A 26,398-nucleotide genomic window follows, 5' to 3' on the forward strand; every position below is an offset into this window, starting at 1 on the left:
ATCAGGTGGCGCTCCCCGCGACGGCCGGGTGGTCGCGGCCGACCCGACCGATCTTGCGGGCCCCGCCGGGGCTGCCGATCTCGCCGAAGAACTCGGCGTTGATCGGGCCGAAGTGGGCCCGGTCGGCCGGCAGGTCCTCCAGGTGGAAGATCGACGTGACGGGGCAGACCGGCTCGCAGCGCCCGCAGTCGACGCACTCGTCCGGGTTGATGTACATCATCCGGTCGCCCTCGTAGATGCAGTCCACGGGGCACTCCTCGACGCAGGACCGATCCTGCACGTCCACACACTCGTCGGTGACCACGTAGGTCATCGGTCCTCCAGCGGTTGGGTCGGCCGTCCGCATCCGCACCGCTGACCGTCGCGCTGACGTCGCCGGATGCGGGGCGATGTCGTTGATGTCAGGTCACGCTAGAGAAGCCATCCCGAGTATGTCAACATACGAGACGTCATCTTGAATGAAGTCACGGCGGCGGGAGCGCGGGGATGGACGACGAGGTGCCGGCGGCACTGCGACGGGCGGCCGAGGAGGCGATCGACGAGGCGGGCGTCCTCGACGCGCTGGCCGCGCTGGGGGCGGAGCACAGCCCGTACGGCCGGGAACGGGCCACGGCCCACCGGCTCGCCGACTGGGCCGCCGCGCGCTGGCCGGAGCTGTCCTGGCGGGTCGACCCCCTGGACCCGACGGCGGCGCTGCCCGACAGCGCCAACCTGGTCGGCTCCTCCGCCCTCGGCACCGCGCCGGAGCTGCTCCTCTACTCGCACCTGGACACGTCGCTGACCGGCGGGGCCGAGTTCGACGCGCCGATCACCGGCCTGGACGCCCCCGCGCCCGAGCCGATCAGGCCGGCCGGGACGGGCGCCGAGCGGGTGGTCAGCGGCTTCGGCCTCGGGGTGGCCCGCGCGGCGACCGCCGCCGCCCTGGTCGGCTTCGCCGCGGCGGCCGGCGCGTGCCGGGCCGCCGGCCGGCCGCACCGGCTGACCCTGCTGCTCGCCGCCGCCGGCACCCACCGCACCGACCCCGACGCCGGCCCCACCGCCGGCGGGGTGGCCCACCACCTGGACCGGCACCCGCTGCCGACCGCCGCCGTGGTGGCCAAGAGCGGCCCGCCGGGCGTGCTCACCGCCGAGCCGGGGGCCATGTTCGTCCGGGTACGGCTGACCAGCCGGTTCCATCCGGCGTTGTTCCGCGACGCCGCCGTCCCGCCGGGGGGCCTGCTGGCGCACCTCGGCCGGGTGGTCGCGGCGCTGGAGGCGTTCCGCGCCGCGCACCTGGCCAGTCGCGCCGGGCGCGGCGGCCAGGTCGGGGCGGAGGTGGGCATCGGCGCGGTGCGGGCCGGCCAACCGGGCAAGCCCGACCTGCTGCCCGGGCGGCTCGACTTCCACCTCTACCTGGTGACGGTCCCCGGCGACGAGCCGGCGGAGATCGCCGACGCCCTGGCCGCGACGCTGGCCGAGAGGCTGCGCGGCACCCCGCTGGGCGACTGCGGGGTGAGCGTGACCGGCTGGCCCGTCCACCCGGCCGCCGCCACCGATCCCGACGCCCCGATCTGCCACTGGGCCGACGCCGCCTGGCGGGCCGCGCACGGCCACGCGCCCCAGCCGATCCGGGGCTGGACGGGGTCGACCGACGGGGTGGTGCTGCGCGGGCGGGGGGTGCCGACCGTCCGGCTGGGCCCGCCGTCGCTGCCGGCGGACCCGGGCGACCCTCGGCGGGACCGCTACGCGGTGGCCGAGCTGACACGTTTCGCCCGGATTTATGCCGACATCGCGCTACGAAGCCGGCAGATATCGACAGCCTGATGTGCCATATGCCATGATACTGTCTCACTTCACGCAACGAGGGATCCAGATGGCGGACGACAGCCCCTCGCCGGGGAAGAACGCGGACCAGAGCGCCCCGGCGATCCAGACCGTGCAGCGCGCGGCGGTCATCCTCAACGCGTTCACCGCGGCGCGCCCACGACTCAGCCTCAACGAACTGACCGCCAGCCTCGGCACCAGCAAGGCGACGGCCCACCGCTACACCAAGGCGCTGCGCGAGAGCAACCTGCTGCGCTACGACGAGCGGGAGGGACTCTACTCGCTCGGCCCGCAGATCCTGACCCTCTCCGCCGCCGCGCGCGCCGCGATGCCGGTGATCAGCATCGCCGGCCCGCACATGCAGCAGCTCGTCCGCGAGATCGACGAGACCGTGGTGCTCAGCGTCTGGGACGGCGACACGGCCGTGGTCGTCCGCGCCGACGACAACACCGACCGGGTCATCCGCGTCAGCGTCCGCACCGGCTCCCGGCTCTCGCGCACCGAGTCCGCCCAGGGCCGGGTCTTCTGCGCCTTCCTGCCCGAGGACGACGTGGTCGGGCTGGCCGACGAGCTGGCCGCCTCGGCCGAGCTGCGCCGGGAGGTCGACAAGATCCGCCGCACCGGCATCTCGGCGAACACGCCGTCGGCCAACGGCGTGCGCAGCATCGCCGCGCCCATCTTCCGCGGCAGCACGCTGATCGCCGCGATGGCCATCGTCGGCACCACCACCTCCGTGCCGGAGGGCACCGACACCCCGCTCGCCATCGCCCTGCAGCGCGTCGCCGCCCTGGTCACCGCCGAGCTGGGCAGCACCGGCACCGGCCACCACCCCGCGCCGGAGAACGGCAACGGCCACCGTTCCCGTCCCCCGGCGGCACGCGGGAGCGCCGGCCGGGTCAGCTGACGGCCGCGCCGAGCCCCTCGGACAACTCGCGCGCGATGCGCAGCAGGGTGTCCGCCGCCGCGGCCTCCGCCGCACCGGAGAGCACCGCGTCCGTGCCGAGCACGCCCAACGCGGCCACCACCTGGGTACGCTCGAACACCGGCGCGGCCAGCACCCGCACCCCGAAGTCCTCCGGCGAGTTGACGGCGAACCCGTCGCGGCGCACCTGCTCGACCACCGCCCGCAGCCCGGCCGACAGGCGCAGCTGGCGGGCCACCACGGGGGCCTCGGCGGGTGGCAGGTACGCGCAGAACACCCGGCCCTGCGCCGAGCGCACCAGGTCCAGCGGCGAGCCCGTACGCACGCTCAGCCGCACGTCGCCGCTGACGTTGTCCATGCAGCGGACCACGATCGGGCTCTCGCCGTTCCACACGCTGAGCACCGAGGTCTGGTTGGTGAGCCGGGTCAGCCGGTCCAGGTAGGGCTCGGCGGCGGTGACGATGGGCAGCGCCGCGCGGGCGGCGGCCTCCATCGCCAGCACCTGCGGGCCCAGCGTGTACGTGGCGGTGGCCGTGTCGAAGCGCAGCAGGTTGGCCGCGCGCAGCGCGCGGGCGTACCGGTGGGCGGTGGCCCGGCTGATCGCGAGGTCGGCGGTCAGCTCGGCCAGCGTGAGCCGGGGCCGCTCGGCGGAGAACGCCTTCAGGATGGTGGCGGCCCGCTGCACGGTCTGGATCGCCGGCGCGTCGCCGTGATGTTCCTCCACCCCGACCCCGACCGCCATCGCGTCACCTCGCGCATCCCCGTCGTCTCCGCAGGATGCGCACTCTACCCAGCGCGACGGGAGGGGCGCGAACGTGGCGGAGGGGCGGCGTGGCCGCCGCCCCTCCGCCACACTCTCCGACTACGGTGCGCGATATAGGGGTGCCAGGCCGCCGAGGCCCGGCCGGCGCTGACGCTGCGTCACGCCCCGCGAGACCGGACCACGCACCCCGCACCCTTTGCTCTGCACCCACCGAGGCAACACGGCCGTCACGCTGCAATTCTGCGGAGTGCCACCAACAGCAACCGGCAGCGGTCAACTACTCTCAGCGACCGCTGCGTCCGTGGGTGCAGAGCAAAGGGGCCAGCCGGCGACATCGGCCCAGGCGCGGCGACCACGCCCAGTCACTGCTCGACGGCGAGCTGCCGGTGCACCTCGCCGCTGTCCCAGTAGTCGACCCGGTGCGCGACCAGGCCGTCGGCGTCGACCCGGAACCGGAACATCCCGCGCACGCGCACCGGGGCCCGGCCCGCGGAGACGAGCCGGAACGACATCCGGTACGCCAGCGCGGCCCGGTCCCCCTCGACGATCAGCTCCTCCACCTCGTAGCGGAGGTCGGCGAACTCGGCCAGGAAGCCGTCGAGCCGCTCCCGGTAGCCGGCCCGGCCGACCACCCCGCGACCGAGCCCGGCGGTGTGCTCGTTGACGAAGCCGACGCTGACGCAGGCGGCGACGGCGTCGGCGTCGTGGGCGTTCAGCGCGGCCAGGTAGCGCAGCACCGCGGCCCGGGTCCCCGCCGCGGTCAGTTCCCCCACAGCCGCCGTACGGTGTCGAACACCTGCTGGTCGTGGGAGATCTCGATGACGTTGCCGTCGGGGTCTTTCAGCGCGCAGATGTAGCCGACCGGCGGCGGCATCTGGCGGGGCTCCCAGTGCAGGCAGCCCAGCTCGCGGGCCCGCGCGGCGATCTCGTCGACGTCCGAGCGCTGCGGCACCTCGATGCCGATGTGCGCGAACGGGTGGAGCAGGCCGAGCTGGCCGCCCTTGTCCTTGTTGAACGAGACGAGCACCAGCACGAACGGCGTCTCGACCTGCTTGTCGTTGGAGAGCCACACGCTCTCCCCGTCGGCGTCGGCGAACCGCTCCACCACCACCAGCGGGGTGAGCGTGGTGTAGAACGCGATCGCCTTGTCGAGGTCGCCGGTGGGCAGTGCCACGTGCGTCCATCGGGCTTGGGTCAGGCCGGTCCCCATGAGTACCTCCACCGTGCCGGAATGTCCATAACAACGCTGTCACCAGCCTATTCGTCCCCCGGTCGCGGCGGCGATGTGCCGGGGACACAAACCCGTCCGGGCCGATTCGACCCGGCGGGACAGTGCCGGGGGTCGGGTCGGCGTGCCAGCGTGGTCACACACACCAGCAGGAGGACGATCAGATCATGCGCTACCGCAGGCTCGGCGGCACGGGCGTCGAGGTCAGCACGCTCTGCCTCGGCACGATGATGTTCGGCGCGTGGGGCAACACCGACGAGAAGGAGTGCCACCGGATCGTCGCCGAGGCGCTCGACGCCGGGGTCAACCTGGTCGACACCGCCGACGTGTACGCGCATGGCGAGACCGAGGAGATCGTCGGCCGGGCGCTGCGCGGGCGGCGCGACGACGTGGTGCTGGCCACCAAGTTCCACGAGCCGATGGGCACCGACCGCAACCGGCGGGGCAACTCCCGGCGGTGGATCACGCAGGCGGTCGAGGACAGCCTGCGCCGACTGGGCACCGACTGGATCGACGTCTACCAGGTGCACCGCCCCGACCCGCGCACCGACGTCGACGAGACCCTCGGCGCCCTGTCCGACCTGGTCCGGCAGGGCAAGGTACGCCTCATCGGCACCTCCGCGTTCCCCGCCGAGCAGATCGTCGAGGCGCAGTGGGTCGCGCAGCAGCGCCAGCGGGAACGCTTCACCACCGAGCAGCTGGCGTACTCGATCCTGGCCCGGGGCGCCGAGGCCGGCGTGCTGCCGACCTGCGAGCGGCACCGGCTCGGGGTGATGGTCTTCAGCCCGCTCAACGGCGGCTGGCTGACGGGCAAGTACCGCGCGGGCAGCGTGCCGGCGGACTCCCGCGCCGGGCGCAACGGCGACCACTTCGACTTCCGCGACGCCGCCGCCCGCGACCGCAAGCTCGACCTGGTCGGCGAGCTGGACGCGCTGGCCCGGGAGAGCGGCCTGACGCTGATCGAGCTGGCACTGGGCTTCGTGCTCAGCCACCCGGCCGTGACCAGCGCCGTCATCGGCCCCCGCACCCTGGAGCAGCTGCGTAGCCAGCTCGGCGCGGGCCAGCTCGACGGGCTCCCGGCCGACGTGCTGGACCGCATCGACGCGCTGGTGCCGCCGGGCCACAACGTCAACCCGGCCGACGCCGGGTACCAGCCGCCGGCGCTGACCGACCCGGCCCTGCGGCGGCGCTGACGCCACAGGCGGCCGTCGCCCCGGCCGCGAGGGCGGCATCGCTGGATAGGGTGCCCCCGTGGCCCTCTCGACACCGCCGGCCATCCCCGCCGGGACGTTTGCCGCCCGCCCGCAGCCGGTGCTTCCCGCTGCGGGCGGGCTGTTCCTGCGCCCGTGGGCGCCCTGCGACGCGGCGGTCTTCTTCGCCGCCTACGCGGACCCGGAGATTCGGCACTGGCACACTCGTCAGCCTGCCTCCCAGGAGCAGGTCCACGAATGGTTCGATCAGTATCGTCAGGCGTGGGCGCGGGAAACCGGTGCCAGTTGGGCAGTGACCCGCAGCGACGGCGAGGTGCTGGGACGTATCGCCATGGGTGGCCTGAACCTCGATGACGGTGTCGCGGGGTGCGCCTACTGGGTGCTTCCCGCCGCCAGGGGAGCGGGGGTGGCCTCGCGCGCACTGACCGGCCTGAGCGCCTGGGCACTGGGCGAGGGCAGCGACGCCGTCCACTCCGACGGCCGGCACGACATGCACCTCCACGCCCGCATCCGAGGTGACGAGCAACTCGCCTGACGCACTCCACCGGGCGGCTCGCGGCGGGAACACCGGACGTAACCCCATTGGCGACCGACGATCACCGTCGGCTCCTTTGCTTGCCCGTGTGAGCGGTCACATGTTAACTTTCCCGAGGAGCTACCGGGCTGCTCCAGCCAGCTTATCGGGATCCCCGCCGGTCTCGGAGCGATGCGTATTACCGCGTCGAGCCGTGGCCATTCGGGAATTCCGCGCAGCGCTGAGGACAGGTCGCATTCCCGCCCCGTAATCGCAGGTGACCACCACCAAGATGTCACCAGTGCACCCACCCATGCCTGCCGAATGGCATATCAATTCGCAGGCGGCACGACGACGTCCACCGTCCCGAAGATGGAGAGTCAATGCGCGCACGTACGAGATGGTTCGCCGCCCTTGGCGTCGCACTCCTGGGAGCAGTCGGATTGACCGTGGTCGACACGGTTGCCGCGCCGCAACCAGCTCAGGCGTTGGACAACGGGGTGGGCCGCACCCCGCCGATGGGCTGGAACAGCTGGAACACGTTCGGCTGCAACATCAGCGAGGCGCTGATCCGGCAGATGGCCGACGCCATGGTCAACTCCGGCATGCGGGACGCCGGCTACCAGTACGTCGTCGTCGACGACTGCTGGATGAACCCCAACCGCGACTCGGCCGGCAACCTGCAGGGCGATCCGACCCGTTTCCCCAGCGGCATGAAGGCCCTGGGTGACTACATCCACAGCAAGGGCCTCAAGTTCGGCATCTACCAGGCGCCGCTGGACAAGACCTGCGCCCAGTACTTCAACTCCTACCCCGGGGCCACCGGCGCCATGGGCCACGAGGCCCAGGACGCCCGCCAGTTCGCCGCCTGGGGCGTCGACTATCTCAAGTACGACTGGTGCTCGCCCACCGGCACCATCAACGAGCAGGTCAACCGGTTCGCCATCATGCGCGACGCGCTCGCCGCCACCGGTCGCCCCATTCTCTACAGCATCAACTCGAACAGCATCCACGAGAAGACCGGCCCCATGCGCAACTGGGGCGACGTCGCCAACATCTGGCGCACCACCGAGGACATCACCAACGCCTGGAACACCGGCCAGACCAACGGCTACCCCATGGGCATCCAGAACATCATCAACGTGACCGTGCCGCTGGCCGGTTACGCGCGTCCGGGTGCGTTCAACGACCCCGACATGATGGAGGTCGGCCGGGGCGGCATGAACGACACCGAGATGCGCAGCCACTTCGCGATGTGGGCGATCATGGCCTCGCCGCTGATCGCCGGCAACGACATCCGCAACATGGACAGCGCCACGCAGACCATCCTCAAGAACGCCAACCTCATCGCGATCAACCAGGACACCCTCGGCCTCCAGGGCACGCAGGTCTCCAACGACGGCACCCGCCGGGTGCTCGCCAAGCGGCTCGCCAACGGCGACGTGGCGGTGGCCCTGTTCAACCAGGGCAGCTCCACCACCACCGTCTCCACCACCGCCGCCGCGATCGGCAAGTCCGGCTCCTCGTTCACCCTGCGCGACGCCTGGACGAACGGCACGTCCACCACCACCGGCGCCATCTCCGCCAGCGTGCCGGCCCACGGCACGGTCGTCTACCGGGTCAGCGGCGGCGGCACCACCACCCCGCCGCCCACCACCACGTTCCGGCTGCGCAGCGAGTCCAGCGGCCGGTGCCTGGACGTCGACAACGGCAACACGGCCAACGGCACGGGGGCGCTGATCTGGGACTGTCACAGCAACGCCAACCAGCAGTTCACCCAGTCCGGCCAGGCCCTCCAGGTCCTGGGCAAGTGCCTGGAGCTGCCCACGAACGCCGCGGCCGGCACGCGGGCCCAGATCTGGGATTGCAACGGCGGCACCAACCAACAGTGGACCTTCAACGGCAACGGCACCATCAGCAACGTACGGTTCCCGTCGCTCTGCCTGGACGTCAACAACGCCGGCACGACCAACGGCACCACCGTGCTCGCCTGGACCTGCCACACCGCCGCGAACCAGCGGTGGAGCCGGGCCTGACCTGACCCCACGCGCCACCGGGCGCCCCGGACGCCACCGTCGGCAGACGGCCCGGCATCCGGGGCGCCCGCCTTCCCGTACGCCAATCCGCCACACTGTGCCGCATGAGCGGATCGCAGGTGCCGGTGGTGGAGATGCTGTGGGAGGCGCACGATCCGCACCGCGCGCTCGACGCAAGGTTCGGCTTCGGCGACGCGCGGGCGGCGGGCCGCTGGGTCGCCGACGTCCTGGGCGAACACTGGGGCGTACGCGTCGACTCCTGCGAGCGGATCGTGATGAGCGGCGGCAACGCGCTGGCGTGGGTCGACACGCCGTCCGGTCGGCGGCTCGCGAAGTGGTCGGTGCTGCCCGATCGTTTCCCGCGCCTGGCCGAGGTGGCCCGACTCACGAGCTGGCTCGACGGCCGGGGCCTGCCGGTCTCGGCGCCGGTTCCCACCGGGGACGGCCGGCTCCAGGTCGAGGCCAACGGTGTCTCGCTGGGCCTGCAACGGGTGATCGAGGGCGATCTTCTCGACACCACCGACCCCGGTCAGGTGCGGGCAGCCGGCACCGTCCTGGCCCGGCTGCACGATGTGCTCGCCGCATACCCGCACGCCGAACGATTCGCCACGCTCGCCGTGGCGTCCCCACCGTTGACACAGCAGATCACCGAATGGCTCGACAGCCGCGCCGCACCGCTGCCCGCGGTGGCCCGCGACGCGCTGCGCGGACTGGTCGCCGGCGCGCCACCCGACCGGCTGCCACGGCAGCTCGTCCACCTCGACTTCCGCTCCGCCAACGTCCTGTGTGCCGGCGGCGAGATCACCGCGGTCCTCGACTTCGAGGAAGCCCGGCACGACCACCGGCTCGTCGACCTGGCCCGCGCGACGGTCCTGCTCGGCACCCGCTACCACGACTGGGGGCCGGTGCCACCTGAGGTCCAGGCCCAGTTTCTCGCCGGCTACCAGGCCGTGCGCCCGCTGACCCCGGCGGAGTCGGGCTGGTGGGACATCCTGCTGCTCTGGCAGGCCCTCGCGATGGTGCCGCCCGGGGAGGACCCGACCGGGTGGGGACTATCCGCGCTGAGTCGACTGCCGCGACCCTGAGCACGGTCCACTCTCGGCGAGCCGGGCCGGATCGGGTGTGGTGCACGATCAGTCGGCCGGCGGGGTGCCGTCCCGGTCGGCGTACTGGATCGGCGAGATCCCTTACCGCCAACCCGACGACACCTTCATGCCTGACACCATCGACGATTGGCGCGGCAACCGACTCCTGCGGCACCTGGTCGAGCGCCTCAACGCCGAGCACCCGTTCATCGACCTCAACACCCACAGCCTGTGGGCACTGCTCACCGCACGACGCGGGCTCGTCCACGATCACCCCGCCACCGGACGAGCCCTCGCCCACCGTGCCGTCGCCGCTCTCGACAGCGACCGGATCTCGGCGCAGTCCCGCCAGGAACTAACCTCTATCGTCTACAGCCTGCGGACAGAAGGCATCACCGGCACGGGGACGGGCAGATGAGCGAGGACCAGCACGCCGCCGCGATGAGGTTCATCTTCGAGGCCGGCGTCCTGAAACGCGCCGCCCGCACCGGCTGGTGGTTCGCCGGGGTCAAGCATCCCGAGACCATCGCCGAGCACTCCCACCGCACCGCCCTGATCGGCATGATCCTCGCCGCCATGGAAGGGGCCGACCCCGCCCGCGTGACCATGCTCTGCGTCCTGCACGACACCCAGGAAACCCGCACCACCGACCTGCCCCACATCGCCAAGCGCTACCTCACCGCCGCCCCCAACACCACCATCACCGCCGACCAGGTCGCCGGCTGCCCACCCGCCGTCACCGACACCATCACCGCCGCCGTCACCGAATACGAAGCCGGCGAAACCCTCGACGCCGTCGTCGCCCGAGACGCCGACAAACTCGAGTGCCTCGTCCAAGCCGTCGAATACCGCCACCAGGGCATCGACAACGTCCAACGCTGGATCGACAGCAGCCGCGCCGCGCTCAGGACCGACTCCGCACACCGCCTCGCCGACGCCGCACTGACCGGACAGCCGCTGGCCTGGCTCACGCCCCCCGCACGGCCGGAGTAGCGGCTCCCTCGTCGGTGGGTTCCTTTCCCTGTGCCGCCGCTGCGGGTGCCCTACCCCAGGCTCAGGTTGTGCTCCTCCAGGGAGTGCTGGATGATCCCGAGGGCCTTCGGCCCCATGCCGTGCAGCCTGGCCAGCTCGGCGCGGGGCACCCCGGCCAGCTCGCGCAGGGTCGTGTAGCCGGCGTTGTTCAGGGCCCGCGTCGCGGGTGCTCCGATCCGGGGGAGCGCGTCGAGGGCGGAAGTCACGTCGTCGACCCTACGGGCAGGTCAGCGCTATCTCCGGGCTGGGCTCAGGATTCCACTCCAGCGAGTCGGGCGGCTCGGTGCCAGAACCGGTCGATGTCGGCTTCGTCTTCACCCTCCCCCGCAACCTTATCGAAGAGTAGCCATACCGGCGCACTCAGCTACCTCTCAGGTTGAGTGGGTACTTTTCCGACGCAGCGGCTTCCACCATGGACGCCGCTGAATCCGTTGTGGCACAAGGGTTTCCGGTGAAAGTTCCGCCGAATCCCGCGTGGCGCGCGTGGTGGCTGTCAAGGGAGACGCACGGAGTGTTCAAGAAGATGTTAGGCGCGTTCGGGGTGGGTGGCCCGAGCGTCGACACGGTCCTGTCCAACCCGAACACCCGCCCGGGGTTGCTGCTCGGCGGGCAGGTGAACCTGACCGGCGGCAGCCACGACGTGGAGATCGACCACATCACCGTCGGCCTGGTCACCCGGGTGGAGGTCGACGGCGCGGAGGAGGGGCACGACGCGCTCGTCGAGTTCCACCGCGTCCAGGTCGCCGGCGGCCTGCACCTGCGGGAGGGGCAGCACCTCTCCCTGCCGTTCCAGGTGGCGATGCCGTGGGAGACCCCGGTGACCGACCTGTACGGGCAGCACCTGCACGGCATGACGATGGGCCTGCGCACCGAGGTGGCCATCCGCGGCGCGGTCGACAAGGGCGACCTCGACCCGGTGTACGTGCACCCGCTGCCGGCGCAGGAGCGCATCCTGGAGGCGTTCGGCCGGCTCGGCTTCCAGTTCAAGGCCGCCGACCTCGAACGCGGGCACATCTCCGGGCTGCACCAGACGCTGCCGTTCTACCAGGAGATCGAATACTTCGCGGCCCCGCAGTACGCCCACGCCGTCAACGAGGTCGAGCTGACCTTCGTCGCCAACGAGCACGGCGTCGACGTCGTGCTGGAGTTCGACAAGCGCGGCGGCCTGTTCGGTGGCGGCCACGACTCGTACGGTCGCCATCACGTCGCCCACGGCGGCGCCGAGCACGGCGACTGGGCCGCACAGGTCGACGGCTGGATCCGCCAGGTTCTCGACGGCCACCGGAGCCCGCACGCCGGCCTCGGCTACGCCCCGCCCGTCCAGGGCCACGGCGCTCCCGGCTACCCGCCGCCGCCCCCGCCGCCCGGCTACGGCCAGCCCGCCTACGGCGCACCGGGTTACGGCCAGCCCGCATACGGCGCGCCCGGCTACGGGCACCCCGGGGGCCACTACAAGGAGGAGCACCAGGAGCGGCACGACGGGCCCGGCATGGGCGGGATCGCCGCCGGGGTGGTCGGCGGCGCGGCGCTCGGCTTCGCCGGCGGCATGATCGCCGACGAGGTCTTCGGCGACGACGAGGACGACGACGGCGGCGACGAGGAGGAGTGAGCCTCCGGCGGGTCCACTGTGGATCCGCACGCCGTTTCATGATCTAATTTGTCAGGTTTGTCCGCATCTGGCCGGGCTGTCCGGCCGGAGTTTCGAAGGAGTGTGCATGCCCGTCACCGCCGACCTCACCAAGCTGGTCGACAAGGCCTACCAGGACAAGCCCCTCACCGAGATCGTCGACGCCCCGGTGTCCGCCCTCGCCGGGGTCAGCGACGGCGACGCGAAGCTGCTCAAGGACGCCTTCGACATCACCACCGTCGGCGACCTCGGCCGCAACCCCTACTTCCGCACCGCCAACGCCCTGGTCGCGCTGACCGGCACCACGAAGTAGCGCCACGACGGGTGCCCGGCGGCCGAGAGCAGTTCTCGGCGCACCGGGCACCCGTCCGTTTCGCTGCCGCCCGCGTCAGGTGGTGCCGCGTTGGAACGGCTGGGCCAGCGCCCGGGGTTCGCGGTGCGCGGTGGCGAACACCAGCATCGCGAGCAGGGCCAGCAGGTACGGCGCGGCGATCAGCAACTGCGAGTTCATGGTGACCCCGAGTGCCGGCAGTGCCAGCCGCATCGCGTCGGCGAGGCCGAAGACGACGCAGCCGACCAGCGTGCGGCCGAGCCGCCAGGCGCCGAAGATCACGGCCGCGATCACCAGGTAGCCGCGCCCGGCCGTCATGTTCTGGTTGAACGAGCCGACCTCGCCGACGGCCAGGTACGCGCCGCCGAGCCCGGCGAGCAGCCCGCACCACAGCAGCGCCTGCCGGCGGCGGCGGTTGACGTGGATCCCGCTCACGTCGGCGGCCTGTGGGTTCTCCCCGACGGCCCGCAGCTCCAGCCCCCACCGGCTGCGCTGCACCAGCCACCAGGTCAACGGGATCACCGCCAGCAGCAGATACACCGGCCAGCGCTGCACGAACAGCATCGGGCCGACGATCGGGATGTCCCGCAGCACCGGCACGCTCACCTGCCACACCTGGTGCCCGGTGAAGGTGCTCACCGTGATCAGGTAGCTGGTCAGGCCCAGCACGAGGGCGTTGAGGACCAGGCCGACGACGAACGTGTTGATCTGCACCCGGTGCGACAGGTTGCCGTGCACGAACGCCACCGCCACGCCGACGAGCGCGCCCGCGGCCAGGCCGATGGTGGCGCTGCCGGTGGCGCTGGCCACGGCGATCGACCCGAACGCGGCGCCGAGCATCATCGCCTCGACGGAGATGTTGAGGGTGCCGGCGCGCTGGGCGACGTACTCGCCGCAGGCGGCGAAGGCCAGGGGGACGGTGAGCCGGGCCCCGCTGGAGAGGATGGTGGCGATGTTGTCGGCGGCGCTCATGCCAGACTGCCTTCCATAGCGTCCTGCTTGCTCACGGCCGGGTCGGTGGCGGGCGTGGTGGTCGCCGGCTCGCCGGCGCGGCGGCGTTTGCGCAGCATGCCGATCACCACCGGCGGCGCGACGAACGCCAGCACCAGCAGCGCCTTGACCACGTCGACGAGGAACGGCGGCACCCCGGTGGCGGCCAGGAAGCTGCCCCCGGCCCGGAGCACGCCGAACAGCACCGCGACCGGGATGGCCAGCAGCGGGTTGTTCCGGGCGACGAGGGCGACCAGCAGGCCGTCCCAGCCGATGTTGAGGGACATGCCGGGCTGCAACCGGTTGGTGCCGACGGGGCTGGCCAGCAGCAGCGCCCCGGCCAGGCCGGCGAGGCCGCCGGAGATGGCCAGCGCCATCCCGCCGAGGGCGCCGACGCGCACGCCGGCATGCCGGGCCGCCGCCGGGCTGAGGCCGGTCATCGTGAGCCGGAACCCCCAGCGGGTACGCGCCAGCGCGAGGCTGAACACGACCGCGACGACGATGGCCAGGACGAGGCCGCCGTTGATCTGGAGGTTCGGGTACTCGCCGAGGGAGCTGATCCGCGCGCCCTCGGGCAGCGGGTTGGACTGCGGGGACAGGGTGCCCCGGCCCAGGCGGGACTCCTGCAGCAGCCACGGGGTGTTCACCGCGAACGAGACGAGCTGCTGGGCCAGGAACGTCATCAGCATCGTGCTGACCACGACGTTGACGCCGCGGAAGCGGTACATCAGGGCGCTGAGCCCGGCCCACGCGCCCGCGCCGACTGCCGCGGCGGCCAGCACGCTGACGACGAGCAGCGGTCCGGGCAGCGCCAGGCGCAGGCCGGCCCAGGCGCCGAAGAGCGCCCCGATCAGCACCTGCCCCTCCTGGCCGATGTTGAAGAAGCCGGAGCGGGCGCTGACGCAGGCCCCGACGGCGACCAGCAGCAGCGGCGCGACGTACAGCAGGGAGGTGGTCCAGGCGGCGGGGCTGGCCATGCTGCCCTGGTACATGGCCTTGGCCGAGGCGGTCGGCGAGCCGCCGGTGACCGAGATCAGCAGGGCGGACAGGGCGAGGGCGACGGCGACGGTCGCCGCCGTGGCGGCGGCCACCTGCCAGCCGCCGACGCCCGGATTGAGCCGGCGCAGCAGCCGGCGGCCGGTGGCGTCGGGGCCGCTCGGGCCGGTGGGCGGCGCGGCGACGGTGGTGGCGGCGGCCATCAGTGCGCCACCCCGCCGACCAGCATGCCGAGGCGTTCCGCGGTGGCCTCGGCGGTGGGGAGGACCCCGACGATCCGGCCGGAGGAGATCACCGCGATCCGGTCCGCCAGGGCCATCACCTCCTCCAGCTCGGTGGAGATCAGCAACACGGCCACTCCTTCCGCGGCGGCCTGCCGCAGCCGCACGTACATGTCTTCGATCGCGCCGACGTCCAGCCCGTGGGTGGGTTGGGCGGCGACCAGCGCCTTCGGTCCGGCGGACAGCTCCCGGGCCAGCACCACCCGCTGCTGGTTGCCGCCGGAGAGGCTGCGCAGCGGGGTGTCCGGCGAGGGGGCCACGATGTTGAACTCGGCCATCTGCCGGCGGGCGATCCGGTGCATCCGCCGCCGGCTGAGCACCCCGCGCGTGCAGACCCCGGCGAGGGACTTCATGACGAGGTTCTCCGCCACGCTCATGTCGAGCACCACCCCGGAGTGGTGCCGGTCCTCGGGGACGATGCCGAGGCCGGCCTCGTGCAGCGTGCCGGGCCGGGTCAGCTCGACGGGACGGCCGCCGACCTCGACGGCGCCTTCGTCGGGGACCAGCAGCCCGGACAGCAGCTCGCCGAGGGTGGCCTGGCCGTTGCCCTCGACCCCGTACAGGCCGACGATCTCGCCGGGGGCGACGTCGAGGTGCAGGTCGTCGAGGACGGGCAGGCCGCCGACGCGCAGGGTCACCCCGCGCAGCCGCAGCGCGGCCGGCGTGGTGGGGTCCGCCGCCGGGGCCGCCCCGGCGGGGTCGGTGGACGGCGGCGCGCCGGCCGGGCTCTGGGGCTCGACGGGCAGCAGGCCCAGGGCCGCGCCCTCGGCGCGCAGCGAGACGTCGCGGCCGACCATCTGCCGGGCCAGCTCCTGGGCGGTGGTGTCCGCCGTCGTGCCGTGGAACGCCACCGCGCCGCGCCGCAGCACGGTCACCCGGTCGGTGGCGGCCATGATCTCGGCGAGCTTGTGGCTGATCAGGATGACGGCGCGGTTCTCGGCCTGCACGACCCGGCGCAGCACCGTGAACAGCTCGGCCGACTCGGCCTGGGTGAGCACGGAGGTCGGCTCGTCGAGGATCAGCACGGACGGGTCGCGCCGCAGGCACTTGATCAGCTCGACGCGCTGCCGTTCCCCGGCGGAGAGCCGGTCGACCCGGGCGAGCGGGTCGATGGGCAGCCCGTAGCGCTGGGCGACCTGCTCGACCTGGGCGCAGGCCGCCGCCCGGTCGACCCGCCCGGTGTCGCCGAGGATGACGTTCTCCCAGACGGTGAGCGGCTCGATCAGGCTGAAGTGCTGGTGGACCATGCCCAGCCCGAGGTCGGCGGCGACCTGCGGGCTGTCGATCTCGATCGGTTCGGTGCCGCGCAGGATGGTGCCGGTGTCCCGGTGCACCAGCCCGAGCAGGATCTTCATCAGGGTCGACTTCCCGGCCCCGTTCTCGCCGAGGAGGCCGTGGATCTCGCCGGGCCGTACGGCGAGATCCACGGCGTCGCAGGCGACAACCGGACCGTAACGCTTGCTGACCCCGCGCAGGGTGAGAGCCGGCGTCAGCTGGTCGTCAACGTTCACAGTCCGTCCACCTCGTTGGTCGTCGAGCGGCAGGGGTCAGGAGCCGAGCTTGGCGACTTCCGCCTTGGTGTCGATCTTGTCGGCGCCCACGTCGGCGATGAAGGCGTCCATCTTCTGGGTCTGCTCGGCGGTGGGGGAGCAGATCTTGACCGTCGGGTACGCGTCCTTGCCGAGGTGCCACACCTTGGTGGTGCCGAGCTGCATCTCGCCCTTGGCGAACAGCTCCAGGGCGGCGGCGAAGTACGCGCCCGGGTCGAAGATGACCGAGATGTCGAAGCGCGGGTCGGTCGAGTCGCAGCGGTCGGTGCCGGGGGTCAGGGTGATGGCCCCACCGCCGGCGGCGAGCTTGGCGGCGGCGTCGGTGGCCCCGCCCAGGTACGGGTAGATGACCTTCACGCCCTGGCTGAGCTGCGCCTGGACGGCCTCCCGGGCCTTGGCCGAGTCGTTGAAGTCACCGGTGTAGGTGGTGACCAGCTCGGCCTTCGGCACGACCATGCGGATGCCGGCCTTGAACGCCTTGGCGGCGTTGACGGAGAAGTCGGCCTCCATGCCGGTGACGAAGCCGGCCTTGGTGGCGTTCTTCTGCTGCATCAGCAGGCCGGTGGCGTAGCCGGCGGCCAGCATGCTCTGGTTGGGGTCGTCGCTGGAGATGACGGTGCGCGGGGTCTGCGGCACGTTCTCCGACGACGGCACGTACCAGGCGGTCTTCGCGCAGACCGGCTCCTCGGAGGCGGGGATGGCGTCCTTGAGCTCGGACGCGCCGAGGGCGACCATGTCCACGCCCTGCTGACACAGCGCCCGCGCGGCGGCCAGCGCCTCGGTGGCCGGGACGCTGCCGCGCTTGATGACCTGCCAGCCCTTGCTGGTGGCGAACTTCTCGGCGCCGACGACGAAGCTCTCGTAGTAGCCCTTGTCGTTGATGTCGCCGGGGCTGAGCACCCCGATGACGACCTTGCCGTCGCCGTTGACGTCGGGCTGGCCGGCCTGGGTGGTCCCGCCGCTGGCGGTTCCGGCCGCCGAGGGCGCGGACGCGTCGTTGCTGGCGCAGCCGAACAGGGCGAACGCCAGGGCGCCGGCGAGCACCGCCGCCGGGCCCTTCGCGGTACGAAGTGTCATGGTGCGTTTCCTTTCACAGTGGGGGCGCTGCGGCGGCCGGCTCGGCCGGGCGCGCGCAGTGTTCGGTCGCGGGCACGGTCGGCCAGCGATGGGGGATGTCGATGCCGGCCCGGCGCAGCAGGGCGGCCCGGCGTGCGGTGGCCTCCTCGCGCAGGGCGTCGACGTCGACGGTGGTGACCCGCCGGTCGCGGACCACCAGCCGACCGTCGACCAGGACGTCGCGGACGGTGTGCCCGGCCGCGCCCCAGACGAGCTGGGTGGCCAGGTCGCCGCGCGGGGCCCAGGAGATGGTCCGGGTGTCCAGCACGACCAGGTCGGCGGCCTTGCCGACCTCGATCGATCCGGTCGTGCGCCCCAGCCCGACGGCGTCCGCGCCGTCGACGGTGGCCAGGGCGAACACCTCGTCGGCGCGCAGCGGGTCGGGCGTGCCCCGGTCCCGCTCCAGGCCGGCGAAGAGCCGGGCGGCGCGCCACACGTCGGGGGTGTCCCCGGCGTTGTGCGAGTCGCAGCCCAGCGCGAGCCGGCCGCCGGCGCGGCGCAGCTCGGTGTGCCGGCCGGCACGGCTGACGCCCTGCCCGAGGCGCAGGTACGCGCCGGGGCAGGCGGCGACGGCGGTGCCGGAGTCGACGATCGCGGCCAGCTCGGCGTCGTCGAGCCAGACGGCGTGGCCGAGCAGCAGCCGGGGGCCGAGCACGCCGAGGTCGCGCAGGTGCAGCACGGGCCGCGCGCGGCCGGCGGCGGCGTACGCGGCGACGTCGTCCGGGCCCGGCGAGATGTGCCAGGTCATCGGCACGTCGAGCCGCTCGGCCAGCTCGGCGGCGCCGGTGAACAGCTCGTCGCTGACCAGGTCGTGCCCGAGCAGCGTGATCCAGCCGGTGACGAGGTCGTCGCCGGCGAGCGCGGCGACGGTGTCGGCCTGGGCGGCGAGGGCCTCGGCGGCGGGCAGCGCGTAGGGCGCGCCGGGGGTGTCCCAGCCCCAGCCGCCGACGCGGGCGCGGATGCCGGCGGCGCGCAGCCCCCGGGCGACCCGCAGCGGGTGCGCCACGGTGCCGGGCTCCAGCAGCGTGGTGACGCCGTAGCTGAGCGCCTCGACGGCGGTGAGGGTGGCCGACAGCTCGTCGTCGTCGCCGGTGACGGCGGCGTGCAGCGGCACGATCCAGTCGTAGATGGCCTGCTGGGCGGGGACGTCGTCGGGGATGCTGCTGCGCACGAGCGGGTCGGCGGTGGTGTGCTGGTGGGCGTTGACCAGGCCGGGCACGACCACGCAGCCGGCGGCGTCGAGTTCCGGGCTGCCCGGGTACGCGGCGCGCAGCGCGTCGGCGGGGCCGAGCGCGGCGATCCGGCCGGCGGTGACCGCGATCGCGCCGCCGGTGACGACCTCGCGGCCGGGGGCCATGGTGACGATCTCGGCGTCGACGATCAGCAGGTCGGCGGGGCCGGCGGCGGCCGGGGTCGGCGGCGGGGTCCCGGTCATGGCCGCACCAGGATCTTGCCGACGAGGTCGCGGGACTCCTGCCGGGCGTACGCCTCGGGCAGGTCGGCCAGCGCGTACTCGGTGGCCCGCACCACCCGCAGCCCACCGGCGTAGAACGCGTCGAGCATGGCGGCGAAGTCGGCGGGGGCGTACGCGCCCGCGCCGAGCAGGCGCAGCCCCCGGTGGTAGACGTCGGCCAGGGAGAAGGTCACCTGGTCGCCGCTGGTGTTGCCGAGCAGCGCCAGCCGGCCGCCGGTGCGGAGGCTGGCCAGGGAGACCGGCCAGGTGGCGGTGCCGACGTGGTCGACGACGAGGTCGACGCCGTGGCCGCCGGTGCGTTCGCGCACCTCGGCGACGGTCCGCTCGTCGAGGTCGAGCGCGTCGGCGCCGAGGTCGGCGGCGAGGGCCCGCTTGGCCTCGGTGCGGGCCACGGCGATCACCCGTGCCCCGGCGCGGCGGGCGAGCTGGATGGCGGCGATGCTGACGGCGCTCGCGCCGGCCTGCACCAGCACCCACTCCCCCGCGCGGACGGCCCCGACGCGGTGCACGGCGTGCCAGGCGAGGCTCCAGGCGGTGGGCAGGGCTGCGGCGTCGGCGAGGTCGACGTGCGCGGGCACGGGGTGCACGACGGCGGCGGGGACGGCGACGTACTCGGCGAAGCCGCCGGGGCGGTTGCCGCCGACGACCGCGAGCCGGGGACAGTAGCCGGGCTGGCCGGCGGCGCAGGAGGGGCACGCGCCGCAGCCGACGGTCGGGTCGACCAGCACCCGGTCGCCGGGGCGTACCGTAGTGACGTCGGAACCGACGGCGACGACCTGGCCGGCGACGTCCATCCCGGCGACGTGGGGCAGGCGGAAGCCGGGCAGCCGGCCGGGGCCCTTGCGCTGCAGCAGGTCGAGGTGGTTGAGCGCGGCGGCGTGCACCTGGATGACGGCCTCGGTCGGGCCGGGCTCGGGGTCGGGCAGGTGGCGCAGTCGCACCACCTCCGGGCCACCGAACCCCGTCTGGACCATCGCTCGCACAGGACCCCTCCGGCGCTCTGCCAATCAATATGGCGTCTTGCATTGTGATTCGCGTTGCTTAGCGACGTACTCTGCCTGCGGTCCGTCGGCATGTCAACGGCTTGACCGAAACAGGAACGCCAGCGAAACCAAGCCGTGCCTTTACGTCCCCGGCGCACCGTTCACCGGGCATCGACCAGCAGGTCAGCCCGGGTCGGACGCGGCCAGCAGCTCCCGCGCGGAGAGCGCGGTGCGCAGCACCGTCGCCGTGTCGGGATCGAGCGGGTCGACGCCGAGCAGCCGCTTGATCAAACCCACCCGGTAGCCGACCGAGTTGCGGTGCAGGTGCAGGCGCTCGCTGACGGCCTGCCGGCTGCCCCCGGTGGCCAGCCAGCAGTCCAGGGTGCGCAGCAGGTCGTCGCGGTGCGCGATCGGCCCCAGGTGCCGCCGCACGAACCAGCGCAGCCGCTCGTCGGGCACGGCCAGCAGGACCTGGTGCAGCCCGGCCCGACCGAACGACAGCTCCGGCGGCGCGTCCGGCTGGCGCAGCAGCAGGCTCAGCAGGCGGTCCGCGTCGCGGAACGACGCCGCCGTCCGGGCGGCCCCGCTGACCGTCGCGCCGCTGGCCACCCGCACCTGCCCCACGCCGACGATCTGGTCCAGCCGGGCCCGCAGCCGGGTCGCCTCACGCTCGACGTCCTCGCCGTGCAGCAGGGTCCAGGCCCGCCGTCCCTCGGCGAGCACGGGCCGGTCCAGCCAGCTCAGCGCCGACGCCCAGCGCCGCTGCTGGGCCCCGGTGTAACCGATCCCGGCGACCGCGTGCGGCTGGTCCAGCCGCCACCCGTGCGTCGCCCCGGCCCGCAGCAGGTCGGCCTCGGTGAACCCGCGCGGGCCGACGACCCCACCGGAGCCGGCGACGCCGGGCGGGACGCCCGCACCGAGCGGGTCGCCGGGGCCGGGCGGGCGGACGCCGTCACGCAGCGCCCGCAGCACGGCCGCGGCGTCGGCGAGGGCGGGCGGCGGGGGCGACTCGCGGCGTACGGCGTCGATCAGCAGCGCGGTGGTCGCGGCCCGCGCCAGGTCGAGCTGCCCGGCGGTGACCGGCTCGGCCACCAGCAGCGCGCCGAGCCGCCGCTGCCCCGCGCCGACCGGCACGGCGCGGCCGGTCCACCCGTCGGCGCAGCGGACCCGGCCCGCGACGATCCCCGGCACCGGCCCGCCGCCGGCCCGGGAGCCGGCCAGCGCCCGGCGTACGTCGTCGGGGTCGGCGCCGCGGGCGTCGCCGGCCGCGCCGTCGCTGGCGGCCAGCAGCTCCCCGGCCTCGGAGACCAGCCGGCAGGCCGCCCCGACGCGCTGCGCGAGCGCGGCCAGCAGGCCCGGCCAGCCGGCGCCGCCGAAGGCCAACTCGGCGAGGGCCTGGGCGAACACGGCCGGCGGCGGCCCGGTCGCGACGGTCAGCCGCGTCCGGGCCGCCGGAAGCTCGCCCGGCCGGGTCACGCCGATGGGCGGTCGAGCAGGCGGACCGCCACGGCCTTCTCCTGGGTGTACTCGCGCAGCGCCGCGTAGCCGCCGCCCCGGCTGAACCCGCTCTCCTTCTGCATGTTGAACGGGAAGCCGATCACCCCGGCGTCGTGGAACTGGTTGACCGCCACCTGGCCGCTGCGCGCGTCGGCGGCGACCCGCAGCGCCCGGGAGACGTCACTGGTCCAGATGCAGGTCAGCAGCCCGAAGTCGGTGCCGTTGACCAGCGCCACGGCCTCGTCGACGCCGCGGAAGCCCTGCACGGCCAGCACCGGGCCGAAGACCTCCTCGCGGGCCAGCCGCATGCCGGAGTCGACCCCGTCGAAGACGGTCGGCGCGACGAACCAGCCGTCGCCGTGGCGTCCGCCGGCCGACTCGCCGCCGGTGACCAGCCGGGCCCCGGCGGTCGGGGCCTCGGCCAGGAAGCCGCGCACCCGGTCGTACTGGGCCTGGCTGACCAGCGGCCCCATGTCCAGGTCCTGGTCCCATGCGCCGGTACGCACGGCCGCCATGCCGGCGGCGACCCGCTCCACCACCTCGGCGCGGATCGACTCCTCGACCAGCAGCCGGGACCCGGCGTAGCAGTTCTGCCCGGCGTTCTCGGTGATCGAGGTGACGATCGCCGGGATCGCCACGTCCAGGTCGGCGTCGGCGAAGACGACGTTCGGGGACTTGCCGCCCAGCTCCAGCTTCACGGGGACGAGGTTCTCGGCGGCGGCCCGCATGACGGCCCGGCCGGTCACCGTGGACCCGACGAAGCTGATGTGGTCGACGTCGCGGTGCCCGGTGAGCGCGGTGCCCGCCTCGGGGCCGAGGCCGGTGACGGCGTTGAGCACGCCCGGCGGCAGGCCGGCCCGGCGGGCCAGCTCGGCCAGGGCGAACGGGGCCAGCGGCGCGATCTCGGAGGGCTTGAGCACGACGGTGTTGCCGGCGGCGAGGGCCGGGGCGACGTTGGCCGCGGTGAGCACGGCGGGCACGTTCCACGGGATGATCACGGCGCACACGCCGTACGGCTCGGGGCGGGTGTAGCCGAAGTAGTCCGGCGTGCGGGTGGGCAGGGTGACGCCGGTGAGCTTGTCGGCCGCGCCGGCGAAGTAGTCGACGATGCCGTGCGCGATGTACATGTTGAGACGCCCGCCGGAGCGGGGCTTGCCCACGTCCCGCGCCTCGTGGGCGGCGAGTTCCTCGACGTGAGCGGCGATCAGGTCGGCCCAGCGGCGCAGGATCGCCCCGCGCTCGGTGGGTGAGGTCGCCGCCCAGGCGGGAAAGGCCCGGCGGGCCGCCGCGACGGCGGCGTCGACGTCGGCCGCCCGGGCCTGCGCCACCGGCTGGATGGGCGCGCGGGTCGCGGGATCGAGCACCGGCAGCTCGCCCTGGTCGGCGGCGGCGACCCAGGCGCCGTCGATGAGCTGGCGGGCGGGGGGAATGTCCAGGTCAGCCATGAGGGAATCCTTGACCCTTCATGTTTCACATGTCAAGATGCAGTCTCGCTTTGTGAGTTGACCGGGAGGACGTGTGCGGATCACTGCGGCGGTGCTGGAGAGCGCGGGAGCGCCGTTCACCCTCCAGCAGCTCGACCTCGCCGAGCCGGGGCCGGACGAGGTGCTGGTGCGGGTGGACAGCGTCGGCGTCTGCGGCACGGACCTGGAGTTCTCGAACTTCTTCCCCACCCCGGCGGTCCTCGGCCACGAGGGCAGCGGCGTGGTGGAGCAGGTGGGCGGGCGGGTCACCGGCGTCGCCGTCGGGGACCACGTGGCCATGAGCTTCGCCTCCTGCGGCGAGTGCCCGCTCTGCCTCGGCGGAAACCCGGCGTACTGTCGCCGGTTCGACGCCGTGAACTTCGCCGGGCGGCGGCCGGACGGCAGTTCGGCGCTGTCCCTCGACGGCGCGCCCGTCAACGGCCACTTCCTGGGCCAGTCGTCCTTCGCCACCCACGTGGTCGCCCCGGCCCGCGCCGTGGTGCCCGTCGCGAAGGAGATCGACCTGCGGGTCGTCGGCCCGTTCGGCTGCGGCTTCGGCACCGGCGCCGGCGCGGTGCTCAACGTGCTGCGCCCGGAGGTCGGGTCGTCGCTGGTCGTCTTCGGCGCGGGCGCGGTCGGCGTCGCGGCGATCCTGGCCGCCCGTGCGGCCGGCTGCGCCGTGGTGGCCGCCGTGGACGTCAACGCCGGCAAGCTGGACACCGCGCGGCTGCTCGGCGCGACCCACGGGGTGCACTCGGCCGCCGGGGACCCGCGCGAACTGCTGGCGGCGATCGCCCCGCACGGCTTCGACGTCGCGATCGACACCACCGGCCGGGAGGACGTGCTGCGCACGGCGGTGGAGGTCCTCGGCCCGCTGGGCCGCTGCGGCGTCATCGGCGTCGGGCCGAGCGAGCGGATGAGCTTCGACTGGCGCAGCATCCTCAACGGCCGCACCGTCACCGGCATCATCGGCGGCAACAGCCTGCCTCAGGTCTTCCTGCCGAAGCTGCTCGACCTGCACGCCGCCGGCCGGTTCCCGGTGGACCGGCTGATCACCTACTTCCCGTTCGAGCAGATCAACGAGGCGGTGGCCGCGGTACGCGCCGGCGAGGTCGGCAAGGCCGTCCTCACCTTCTGATGCTCGATTCGCAACACCGTCTCGTGATGCGAGCGCGCTACGCTCGTCGTCCGACACCCCAGTGGCGCGGCTGGGCAACACCGCGCAGCGTCCCGCACCCGTGGAGCTCGTCCCCATGACCGAACACCAGCTGACCACACCGGCCGCCCCCTTCGACCACCACTCGGCCGAGTGCAACGCCGACCCCGTGGGCTACTACGAGGCGTACCGGCAGACCTGCCCGGTCGGGCGCACCACCGCGCACGGCGGCTTCGTCTACACCACCCGGTACGCCGACGTGGTCCGCATCGCCCGCGACGACGACGCCTTCTCCTCCGCCCGGTCCGTCGCCGGGGGCGACGGCACCGCCATCGTCATCCCCCGGGGCCCCGGCCTGGAGCAGTACCCGATCGAGCTGGACCCGCCGGCCGCCACGGAGTACCGGGACCTGATCAACCCGCTGCTCACCCAGGACGCGGTGGCGACGCTGGCCCCGATGATCGCCCGGCACACCACCCGCGTGATCGACTTGTTCATCACCGAGGGCTCGGTCGACTTCGTCCGTGACCTGACCAACCCGCTGCCGGCCGCCGTCACCCTCGACTGGCTGGGCTTCCCGGAGGCCGACTGGGCCAAGCTCGCCGGCCCCATCCACGACATCTTCGCCGCGCTGCCCGGCAGCGAACGCGCCGCGCGCGGGGCCGCCGGCCTGGCGTACCTCGACCAGCGCATCCGCGAGCTGATCGTCGAGCGCCGCGCGCAGCCGACCGGCGACGCCGTGAGCTACCTGGCCACCCAGCGCCGCCCCGACGGCGAGCTGTTCGACGCCGACGAGCTGGTCTCCGTCATCGGGCTGCTGATCGCCGGCGGGGTCGACACCACCACGTCGCTGACCGGGTCCACGCTGGTGCACCTGAGCCGCCACCCGGAGGACCGGCAGCGGCTGATCGACTCCCCCGACCTGCTGCACAACGCCACCGAGGAGTTCCTGCGGGCGTTCGCCCCGTCGCAGTCGATGGCCCGCACCGCCCGCGCCGACGCCGAGGTGGGCGGCTGCCCGGTCACGGCCGGCGAGCGGGTGCTGATCCCCTGGGTGGCCGCCAACCACGACCCGGCGGTGTTCCCCGAGCCCGAGCAGATCCGGCTCGACCGCGACGCCACCCGGCACCTCAGCTTCGGCATCGGCAGCCACCGCTGCGCCGGCGCGCACCTGGCCCGCCTCATGTTCCGCGAGATGATCACGCAGGTGCTCACCCGGCTGCCCGACTACCGGGTCGTCGAGGAGGGCCTGGTCACCTACCCGACCCGGGGCAACCAGACCGGCTGGGACGCCGTACCCGCCGTGTTCACCCCCGGCCCCCGCGCCGCCGACACCCCGGGCACACGCCCGGCCACGGGCCCGACCGTCGACCGGGACCTGCGCGTGGAGGTCACGGCCGTCGCCGCCGACGACGTGCTGGAGGTACGCCTCGCCGACGCCACCGGCGCGCCGCTGCCGCCCTGGGCGCCCGGGGCGCACCTGGAGGTGCGGCTGCCGTCGGGCCGGGTCCGGCAGTATTCCCTGTGCGGCGACCCGGACGACGCCCACCACTACCGCATCGCGGCCCTGCGCGAGGCGGGCGGCCGGGGCGGCTCGGTGGAGCTGCACGCGGTGGCCCGCGCCGGGGCGACCCTGTCCGTGCGCGGCCCGCGCAACCACTTCCCGCTCGTCGACGCCCCCGGCTACCTGTTCCTCGCCGGCGGCATCGGCATCACCCCGATCCTGGCGATGGCCCGCGAGGCACACCGCCGGGGCGCGCCGTTCCGGCTGGTGTACGGCGGGCGCACCCGCGCCTCGATGGCCTTCGCCGACGAGGTCGTGGCGCTCGCCGGGGATCGGGCCACCCTGCTGCCGCAGGACGAGGCCGGCCTGCCCGACCTGGCGGCGCTCGTCGCGTCCGCCGGGCCGGACACCGCCATCTACTGCTGCGGGCCCACCGCCATGATCGGCGCGCTGGAGCGGACCTGCGCCGAGGCGGGCCGGTCGGGCCAGCTGCACGTCGAGCGGTTCACCGCCGGCGACGACCTGGAGGTCGCCTTCGACCCGGCGGCCAACACCGAGTTCGAGGTGCACCTCGCCCGCACCGGGGCGACCGTACGGGTGCCGAGGGACCGCCGGATGATCGACGTGCTGCGCGAGACGGTGCCCGGCCTGACGTACGACTGCGAGAAGGGCTACTGCGGCGCGTGCGAGACGCGGGTGCTGGCCGGCGCGCCGGAGCACCGCGACTCGCTGCTCACCGAAGCCGAGCGCGCGGCCGGACGCAGCATGATGATCTGCGTGGGCCGCAGCTGCTCCGAACGACTGGTGCTGGACCTCTAGCACCCGCCTGCTGAGCG

24 protein-coding genes and 1 pseudogene are annotated in these 26,398 nt (G+C 73.6%); 12 read left to right on the plus strand and 13 right to left on the minus strand.

The annotated features are described in order from the left end of the window. Position 1: 1 nt before the first annotated feature. Positions 2-313 (minus strand): ferredoxin, encoded by a 312-nt coding sequence (gene fdxA / locus GA0070558_RS19395; protein ID WP_077937509.1) that lies wholly within the window; start codon positions 311-313, stop codon positions 2-4. 173 nt (positions 314-486) lie between these two features. Between fdxA and GA0070558_RS19400 the strand changes: the two genes are divergently transcribed. Both GA0070558_RS19400 and GA0070558_RS19405 read left to right on the plus strand, forming a co-directional pair. Then, positions 487-1,803, plus strand: a complete 1,317-nt coding sequence (locus GA0070558_RS19400) for a zinc-binding metallopeptidase family protein (RefSeq protein ID WP_091282188.1) — start codon at positions 487-489, stop codon at positions 1,801-1,803. Between the two features lie 49 nt (positions 1,804-1,852). Continuing rightward, positions 1,853-2,707 carry an IclR family transcriptional regulator gene (locus GA0070558_RS19405; RefSeq protein WP_158229416.1) on the plus strand — a complete coding sequence of 285 codons (855 nt, stop codon included), beginning with the start codon at positions 1,853-1,855 and terminating at the stop codon, positions 2,705-2,707. Here GA0070558_RS19405 and GA0070558_RS19410 read toward each other — a convergent pair. The 3 genes from GA0070558_RS19410 to GA0070558_RS19420 all read right to left on the minus strand — a co-directional run bounded on the left by GA0070558_RS19410 (position 2,700) and on the right by GA0070558_RS19420 (position 4,662). Continuing rightward, positions 2,700-3,467, minus strand: a complete 768-nt coding sequence (locus tag GA0070558_RS19410) for an IclR family transcriptional regulator (RefSeq protein ID WP_077937506.1) — start codon at positions 3,465-3,467, stop codon at positions 2,700-2,702. The genes GA0070558_RS19405 and GA0070558_RS19410 overlap by 8 nt on opposite strands. Before the next feature lie 383 nt (positions 3,468-3,850). Continuing rightward, on the minus strand, positions 3,851-4,261 hold the full coding sequence (locus GA0070558_RS19415) for an ester cyclase (RefSeq protein ID WP_256092024.1): 411 nt from the start codon (positions 4,259-4,261) through the stop codon (positions 3,851-3,853). After that, positions 4,249-4,662, minus strand: coding sequence for a VOC family protein (locus GA0070558_RS19420; protein ID WP_228986516.1), 414 nt, complete (start codon positions 4,660-4,662; stop codon positions 4,249-4,251). The genes GA0070558_RS19415 and GA0070558_RS19420 overlap by 13 nt, the downstream gene beginning before the upstream one ends. A 221-nt stretch (positions 4,663-4,883) precedes the next feature. Here GA0070558_RS19420 and GA0070558_RS19425 point away from each other — a divergent pair, with 221 nt between their 5' ends. From GA0070558_RS19425 to GA0070558_RS19450, 6 genes and pseudogenes are all read left to right on the plus strand, one after another. Beyond that, positions 4,884-5,909, plus strand: coding sequence for an aldo/keto reductase (locus GA0070558_RS19425; RefSeq protein WP_077937505.1), 1,026 nt, complete (start codon positions 4,884-4,886; stop codon positions 5,907-5,909). A 58-nt stretch (positions 5,910-5,967) separates the two neighbouring features. Further along, positions 5,968-6,462 carry a GNAT family N-acetyltransferase gene (locus tag GA0070558_RS19430; RefSeq protein ID WP_091282195.1) on the plus strand — a complete coding sequence of 165 codons (495 nt, stop codon included), beginning with the start codon at positions 5,968-5,970 and terminating at the stop codon, positions 6,460-6,462. A gap of 362 nt (positions 6,463-6,824) precedes the next feature. Continuing rightward, positions 6,825-8,477, plus strand: coding sequence for a glycoside hydrolase family 27 protein (locus GA0070558_RS19435; RefSeq protein ID WP_091282199.1), 1,653 nt, complete (start codon positions 6,825-6,827; stop codon positions 8,475-8,477). A gap of 104 nt (positions 8,478-8,581) precedes the next feature. After that, positions 8,582-9,562, plus strand: a complete 981-nt coding sequence (locus GA0070558_RS19440) for a phosphotransferase (protein WP_091282203.1) — start codon at positions 8,582-8,584, stop codon at positions 9,560-9,562. 76 nt (positions 9,563-9,638) lie between these two features. Continuing rightward, positions 9,639-9,980 (plus strand): annotated as a pseudogene (locus GA0070558_RS19445) (transcriptional regulator); the annotation flags it as partial. Next, the gene (locus tag GA0070558_RS19450) at positions 9,977-10,555 is read left to right on the plus strand and encodes an HD domain-containing protein (RefSeq protein ID WP_091282210.1); all 579 of its coding nucleotides are present in this window, start codon (positions 9,977-9,979) and stop codon (positions 10,553-10,555) included. The pseudogene GA0070558_RS19445 and the gene GA0070558_RS19450, both read left to right, overlap by 4 nt. A 50-nt stretch (positions 10,556-10,605) precedes the next feature. Here the strand turns inward: GA0070558_RS19450 and GA0070558_RS19455 are convergent, their stop codons facing one another. Continuing rightward, positions 10,606-10,800 (minus strand): helix-hairpin-helix domain-containing protein, encoded by a 195-nt coding sequence (locus GA0070558_RS19455; RefSeq protein WP_077937498.1) that lies wholly within the window; start codon positions 10,798-10,800, stop codon positions 10,606-10,608. 317 nt (positions 10,801-11,117) lie between these two features. Between GA0070558_RS19455 and GA0070558_RS19460 the strand changes: the two genes are divergently transcribed. Both GA0070558_RS19460 and GA0070558_RS19465 read left to right on the plus strand, forming a co-directional pair. Beyond that, the gene (locus GA0070558_RS19460; protein ID WP_091282350.1) at positions 11,118-12,203 is read left to right on the plus strand and encodes a sporulation protein; all 1,086 of its coding nucleotides are present in this window, start codon (positions 11,118-11,120) and stop codon (positions 12,201-12,203) included. Positions 12,204-12,309: 106 nt separating this feature from the next. Continuing rightward, the gene (locus GA0070558_RS19465; RefSeq protein ID WP_091282214.1) at positions 12,310-12,534 is read left to right on the plus strand and encodes a hypothetical protein; all 225 of its coding nucleotides are present in this window, start codon (positions 12,310-12,312) and stop codon (positions 12,532-12,534) included. A gap of 75 nt (positions 12,535-12,609) precedes the next feature. On the opposite strand, the gene GA0070558_RS19470 is transcribed toward GA0070558_RS19465, so the two are convergent. The 8 genes from GA0070558_RS19470 to GA0070558_RS19505 form a co-directional block, all read right to left on the minus strand. Then, a complete protein-coding gene (locus tag GA0070558_RS19470) occupies positions 12,610-13,524 on the minus strand; it encodes an ABC transporter permease (protein WP_091282217.1) in 915 nt (304 codons plus the stop codon). Beyond that, positions 13,521-14,741: an ABC transporter permease gene (locus tag GA0070558_RS19475; RefSeq protein ID WP_091282221.1), complete on the minus strand. Its 1,221-nt coding sequence runs from the start codon at positions 14,739-14,741 to the stop codon at positions 13,521-13,523. The genes GA0070558_RS19470 and GA0070558_RS19475 overlap by 4 nt, the downstream gene beginning before the upstream one ends. Further along, positions 14,741-16,330 carry an ABC transporter ATP-binding protein gene (locus GA0070558_RS19480; protein WP_176734274.1) on the minus strand — a complete coding sequence of 530 codons (1,590 nt, stop codon included), beginning with the start codon at positions 16,328-16,330 and terminating at the stop codon, positions 14,741-14,743. The genes GA0070558_RS19475 and GA0070558_RS19480 overlap by 1 nt, the downstream gene beginning before the upstream one ends. Before the next feature lie 36 nt (positions 16,331-16,366). Beyond that, positions 16,367-17,446, minus strand: coding sequence for a BMP family ABC transporter substrate-binding protein (locus GA0070558_RS19485; protein ID WP_091282224.1), 1,080 nt, complete (start codon positions 17,444-17,446; stop codon positions 16,367-16,369). A gap of 13 nt (positions 17,447-17,459) precedes the next feature. After that, complete coding sequence (locus tag GA0070558_RS19490) at positions 17,460-18,920, minus strand: amidohydrolase family protein (RefSeq protein WP_091282227.1); 1,461 nt, start codon at positions 18,918-18,920, stop codon at positions 17,460-17,462. Next, positions 18,917-19,933, minus strand: coding sequence for an alcohol dehydrogenase catalytic domain-containing protein (locus GA0070558_RS19495; RefSeq protein ID WP_218107036.1), 1,017 nt, complete (start codon positions 19,931-19,933; stop codon positions 18,917-18,919). Before GA0070558_RS19495 ends, GA0070558_RS19490 begins: the two co-directional genes overlap by 4 nt. A 192-nt stretch (positions 19,934-20,125) precedes the next feature. Then, positions 20,126-21,418, minus strand: a complete 1,293-nt coding sequence (locus GA0070558_RS19500) for a helix-turn-helix domain-containing protein (RefSeq protein WP_091282233.1) — start codon at positions 21,416-21,418, stop codon at positions 20,126-20,128. Further along, positions 21,415-22,884 carry an aldehyde dehydrogenase family protein gene (locus GA0070558_RS19505; RefSeq protein WP_091282236.1) on the minus strand — a complete coding sequence of 490 codons (1,470 nt, stop codon included), beginning with the start codon at positions 22,882-22,884 and terminating at the stop codon, positions 21,415-21,417. Before GA0070558_RS19505 ends, GA0070558_RS19500 begins: the two co-directional genes overlap by 4 nt. Positions 22,885-22,957: 73 nt before the next feature. Here GA0070558_RS19505 and GA0070558_RS19510 point away from each other — a divergent pair, with 73 nt between their 5' ends. Together GA0070558_RS19510 and GA0070558_RS19515 are read left to right on the plus strand one after the other, a co-directional pair. After that, positions 22,958-24,040 carry an NAD(P)-dependent alcohol dehydrogenase gene (locus GA0070558_RS19510; RefSeq protein ID WP_091282239.1) on the plus strand — a complete coding sequence of 361 codons (1,083 nt, stop codon included), beginning with the start codon at positions 22,958-22,960 and terminating at the stop codon, positions 24,038-24,040. A 115-nt stretch (positions 24,041-24,155) separates the two neighbouring features. Next, complete coding sequence (locus GA0070558_RS19515) at positions 24,156-26,381, plus strand: cytochrome P450/oxidoreductase (RefSeq protein WP_141722265.1); 2,226 nt, start codon at positions 24,156-24,158, stop codon at positions 26,379-26,381. The last annotated feature ends 17 nt before the right edge of the window (positions 26,382-26,398 follow it).

The sequence above is a fragment of the Micromonospora haikouensis genome (genome assembly GCF_900091595.1).
GTDB lineage: Bacteria > Actinomycetota > Actinomycetes > Mycobacteriales > Micromonosporaceae > Micromonospora > Micromonospora haikouensis.

What these genes read in the sequence shown, in the direction of transcription:
- GA0070558_RS19475 (WP_091282221.1), bottom strand. Translation starts at nt 14,741, where the DNA reads ATGGCCGCCGCCACCACCGTCGCCGCGCCGCCCACCGGCCCGAGCGGC.
- GA0070558_RS19435 (WP_091282199.1), top strand. Translation starts at nt 6,825, where the DNA reads ATGCGCGCACGTACGAGATGGTTCGCCGCCCTTGGCGTCGCACTCCTG.
- GA0070558_RS19470 (WP_091282217.1), bottom strand. Translation starts at nt 13,524, where the DNA reads ATGAGCGCCGCCGACAACATCGCCACCATCCTCTCCAGCGGGGCCCGG.
- fdxA (WP_077937509.1), bottom strand. Translation starts at nt 313, where the DNA reads ATGACCTACGTGGTCACCGACGAGTGTGTGGACGTGCAGGATCGGTCC.
- GA0070558_RS19405 (WP_158229416.1), top strand. Translation starts at nt 1,853, where the DNA reads ATGGCGGACGACAGCCCCTCGCCGGGGAAGAACGCGGACCAGAGCGCC.
- GA0070558_RS19425 (WP_077937505.1), top strand. Translation starts at nt 4,884, where the DNA reads ATGCGCTACCGCAGGCTCGGCGGCACGGGCGTCGAGGTCAGCACGCTC.
- GA0070558_RS19400 (WP_091282188.1), top strand. Translation starts at nt 487, where the DNA reads ATGGACGACGAGGTGCCGGCGGCACTGCGACGGGCGGCCGAGGAGGCG.
- GA0070558_RS19495 (WP_218107036.1), bottom strand. Translation starts at nt 19,933, where the DNA reads ATGGTCCAGACGGGGTTCGGTGGCCCGGAGGTGGTGCGACTGCGCCAC.
- GA0070558_RS19485 (WP_091282224.1), bottom strand. Translation starts at nt 17,446, where the DNA reads ATGACACTTCGTACCGCGAAGGGCCCGGCGGCGGTGCTCGCCGGCGCC.
- GA0070558_RS19465 (WP_091282214.1), top strand. Translation starts at nt 12,310, where the DNA reads ATGCCCGTCACCGCCGACCTCACCAAGCTGGTCGACAAGGCCTACCAG.
- GA0070558_RS19410 (WP_077937506.1), bottom strand. Translation starts at nt 3,467, where the DNA reads ATGGCGGTCGGGGTCGGGGTGGAGGAACATCACGGCGACGCGCCGGCG.
- GA0070558_RS19505 (WP_091282236.1), bottom strand. Translation starts at nt 22,884, where the DNA reads ATGGCTGACCTGGACATTCCCCCCGCCCGCCAGCTCATCGACGGCGCC.
- GA0070558_RS19450 (WP_091282210.1), top strand. Translation starts at nt 9,977, where the DNA reads ATGAGCGAGGACCAGCACGCCGCCGCGATGAGGTTCATCTTCGAGGCC.
- GA0070558_RS19460 (WP_091282350.1), top strand. Translation starts at nt 11,118, where the DNA reads ATGTTAGGCGCGTTCGGGGTGGGTGGCCCGAGCGTCGACACGGTCCTG.
- GA0070558_RS19515 (WP_141722265.1), top strand. Translation starts at nt 24,156, where the DNA reads ATGACCGAACACCAGCTGACCACACCGGCCGCCCCCTTCGACCACCAC.
- GA0070558_RS19490 (WP_091282227.1), bottom strand. Translation starts at nt 18,920, where the DNA reads ATGACCGGGACCCCGCCGCCGACCCCGGCCGCCGCCGGCCCCGCCGAC.
- GA0070558_RS19440 (WP_091282203.1), top strand. Translation starts at nt 8,582, where the DNA reads ATGAGCGGATCGCAGGTGCCGGTGGTGGAGATGCTGTGGGAGGCGCAC.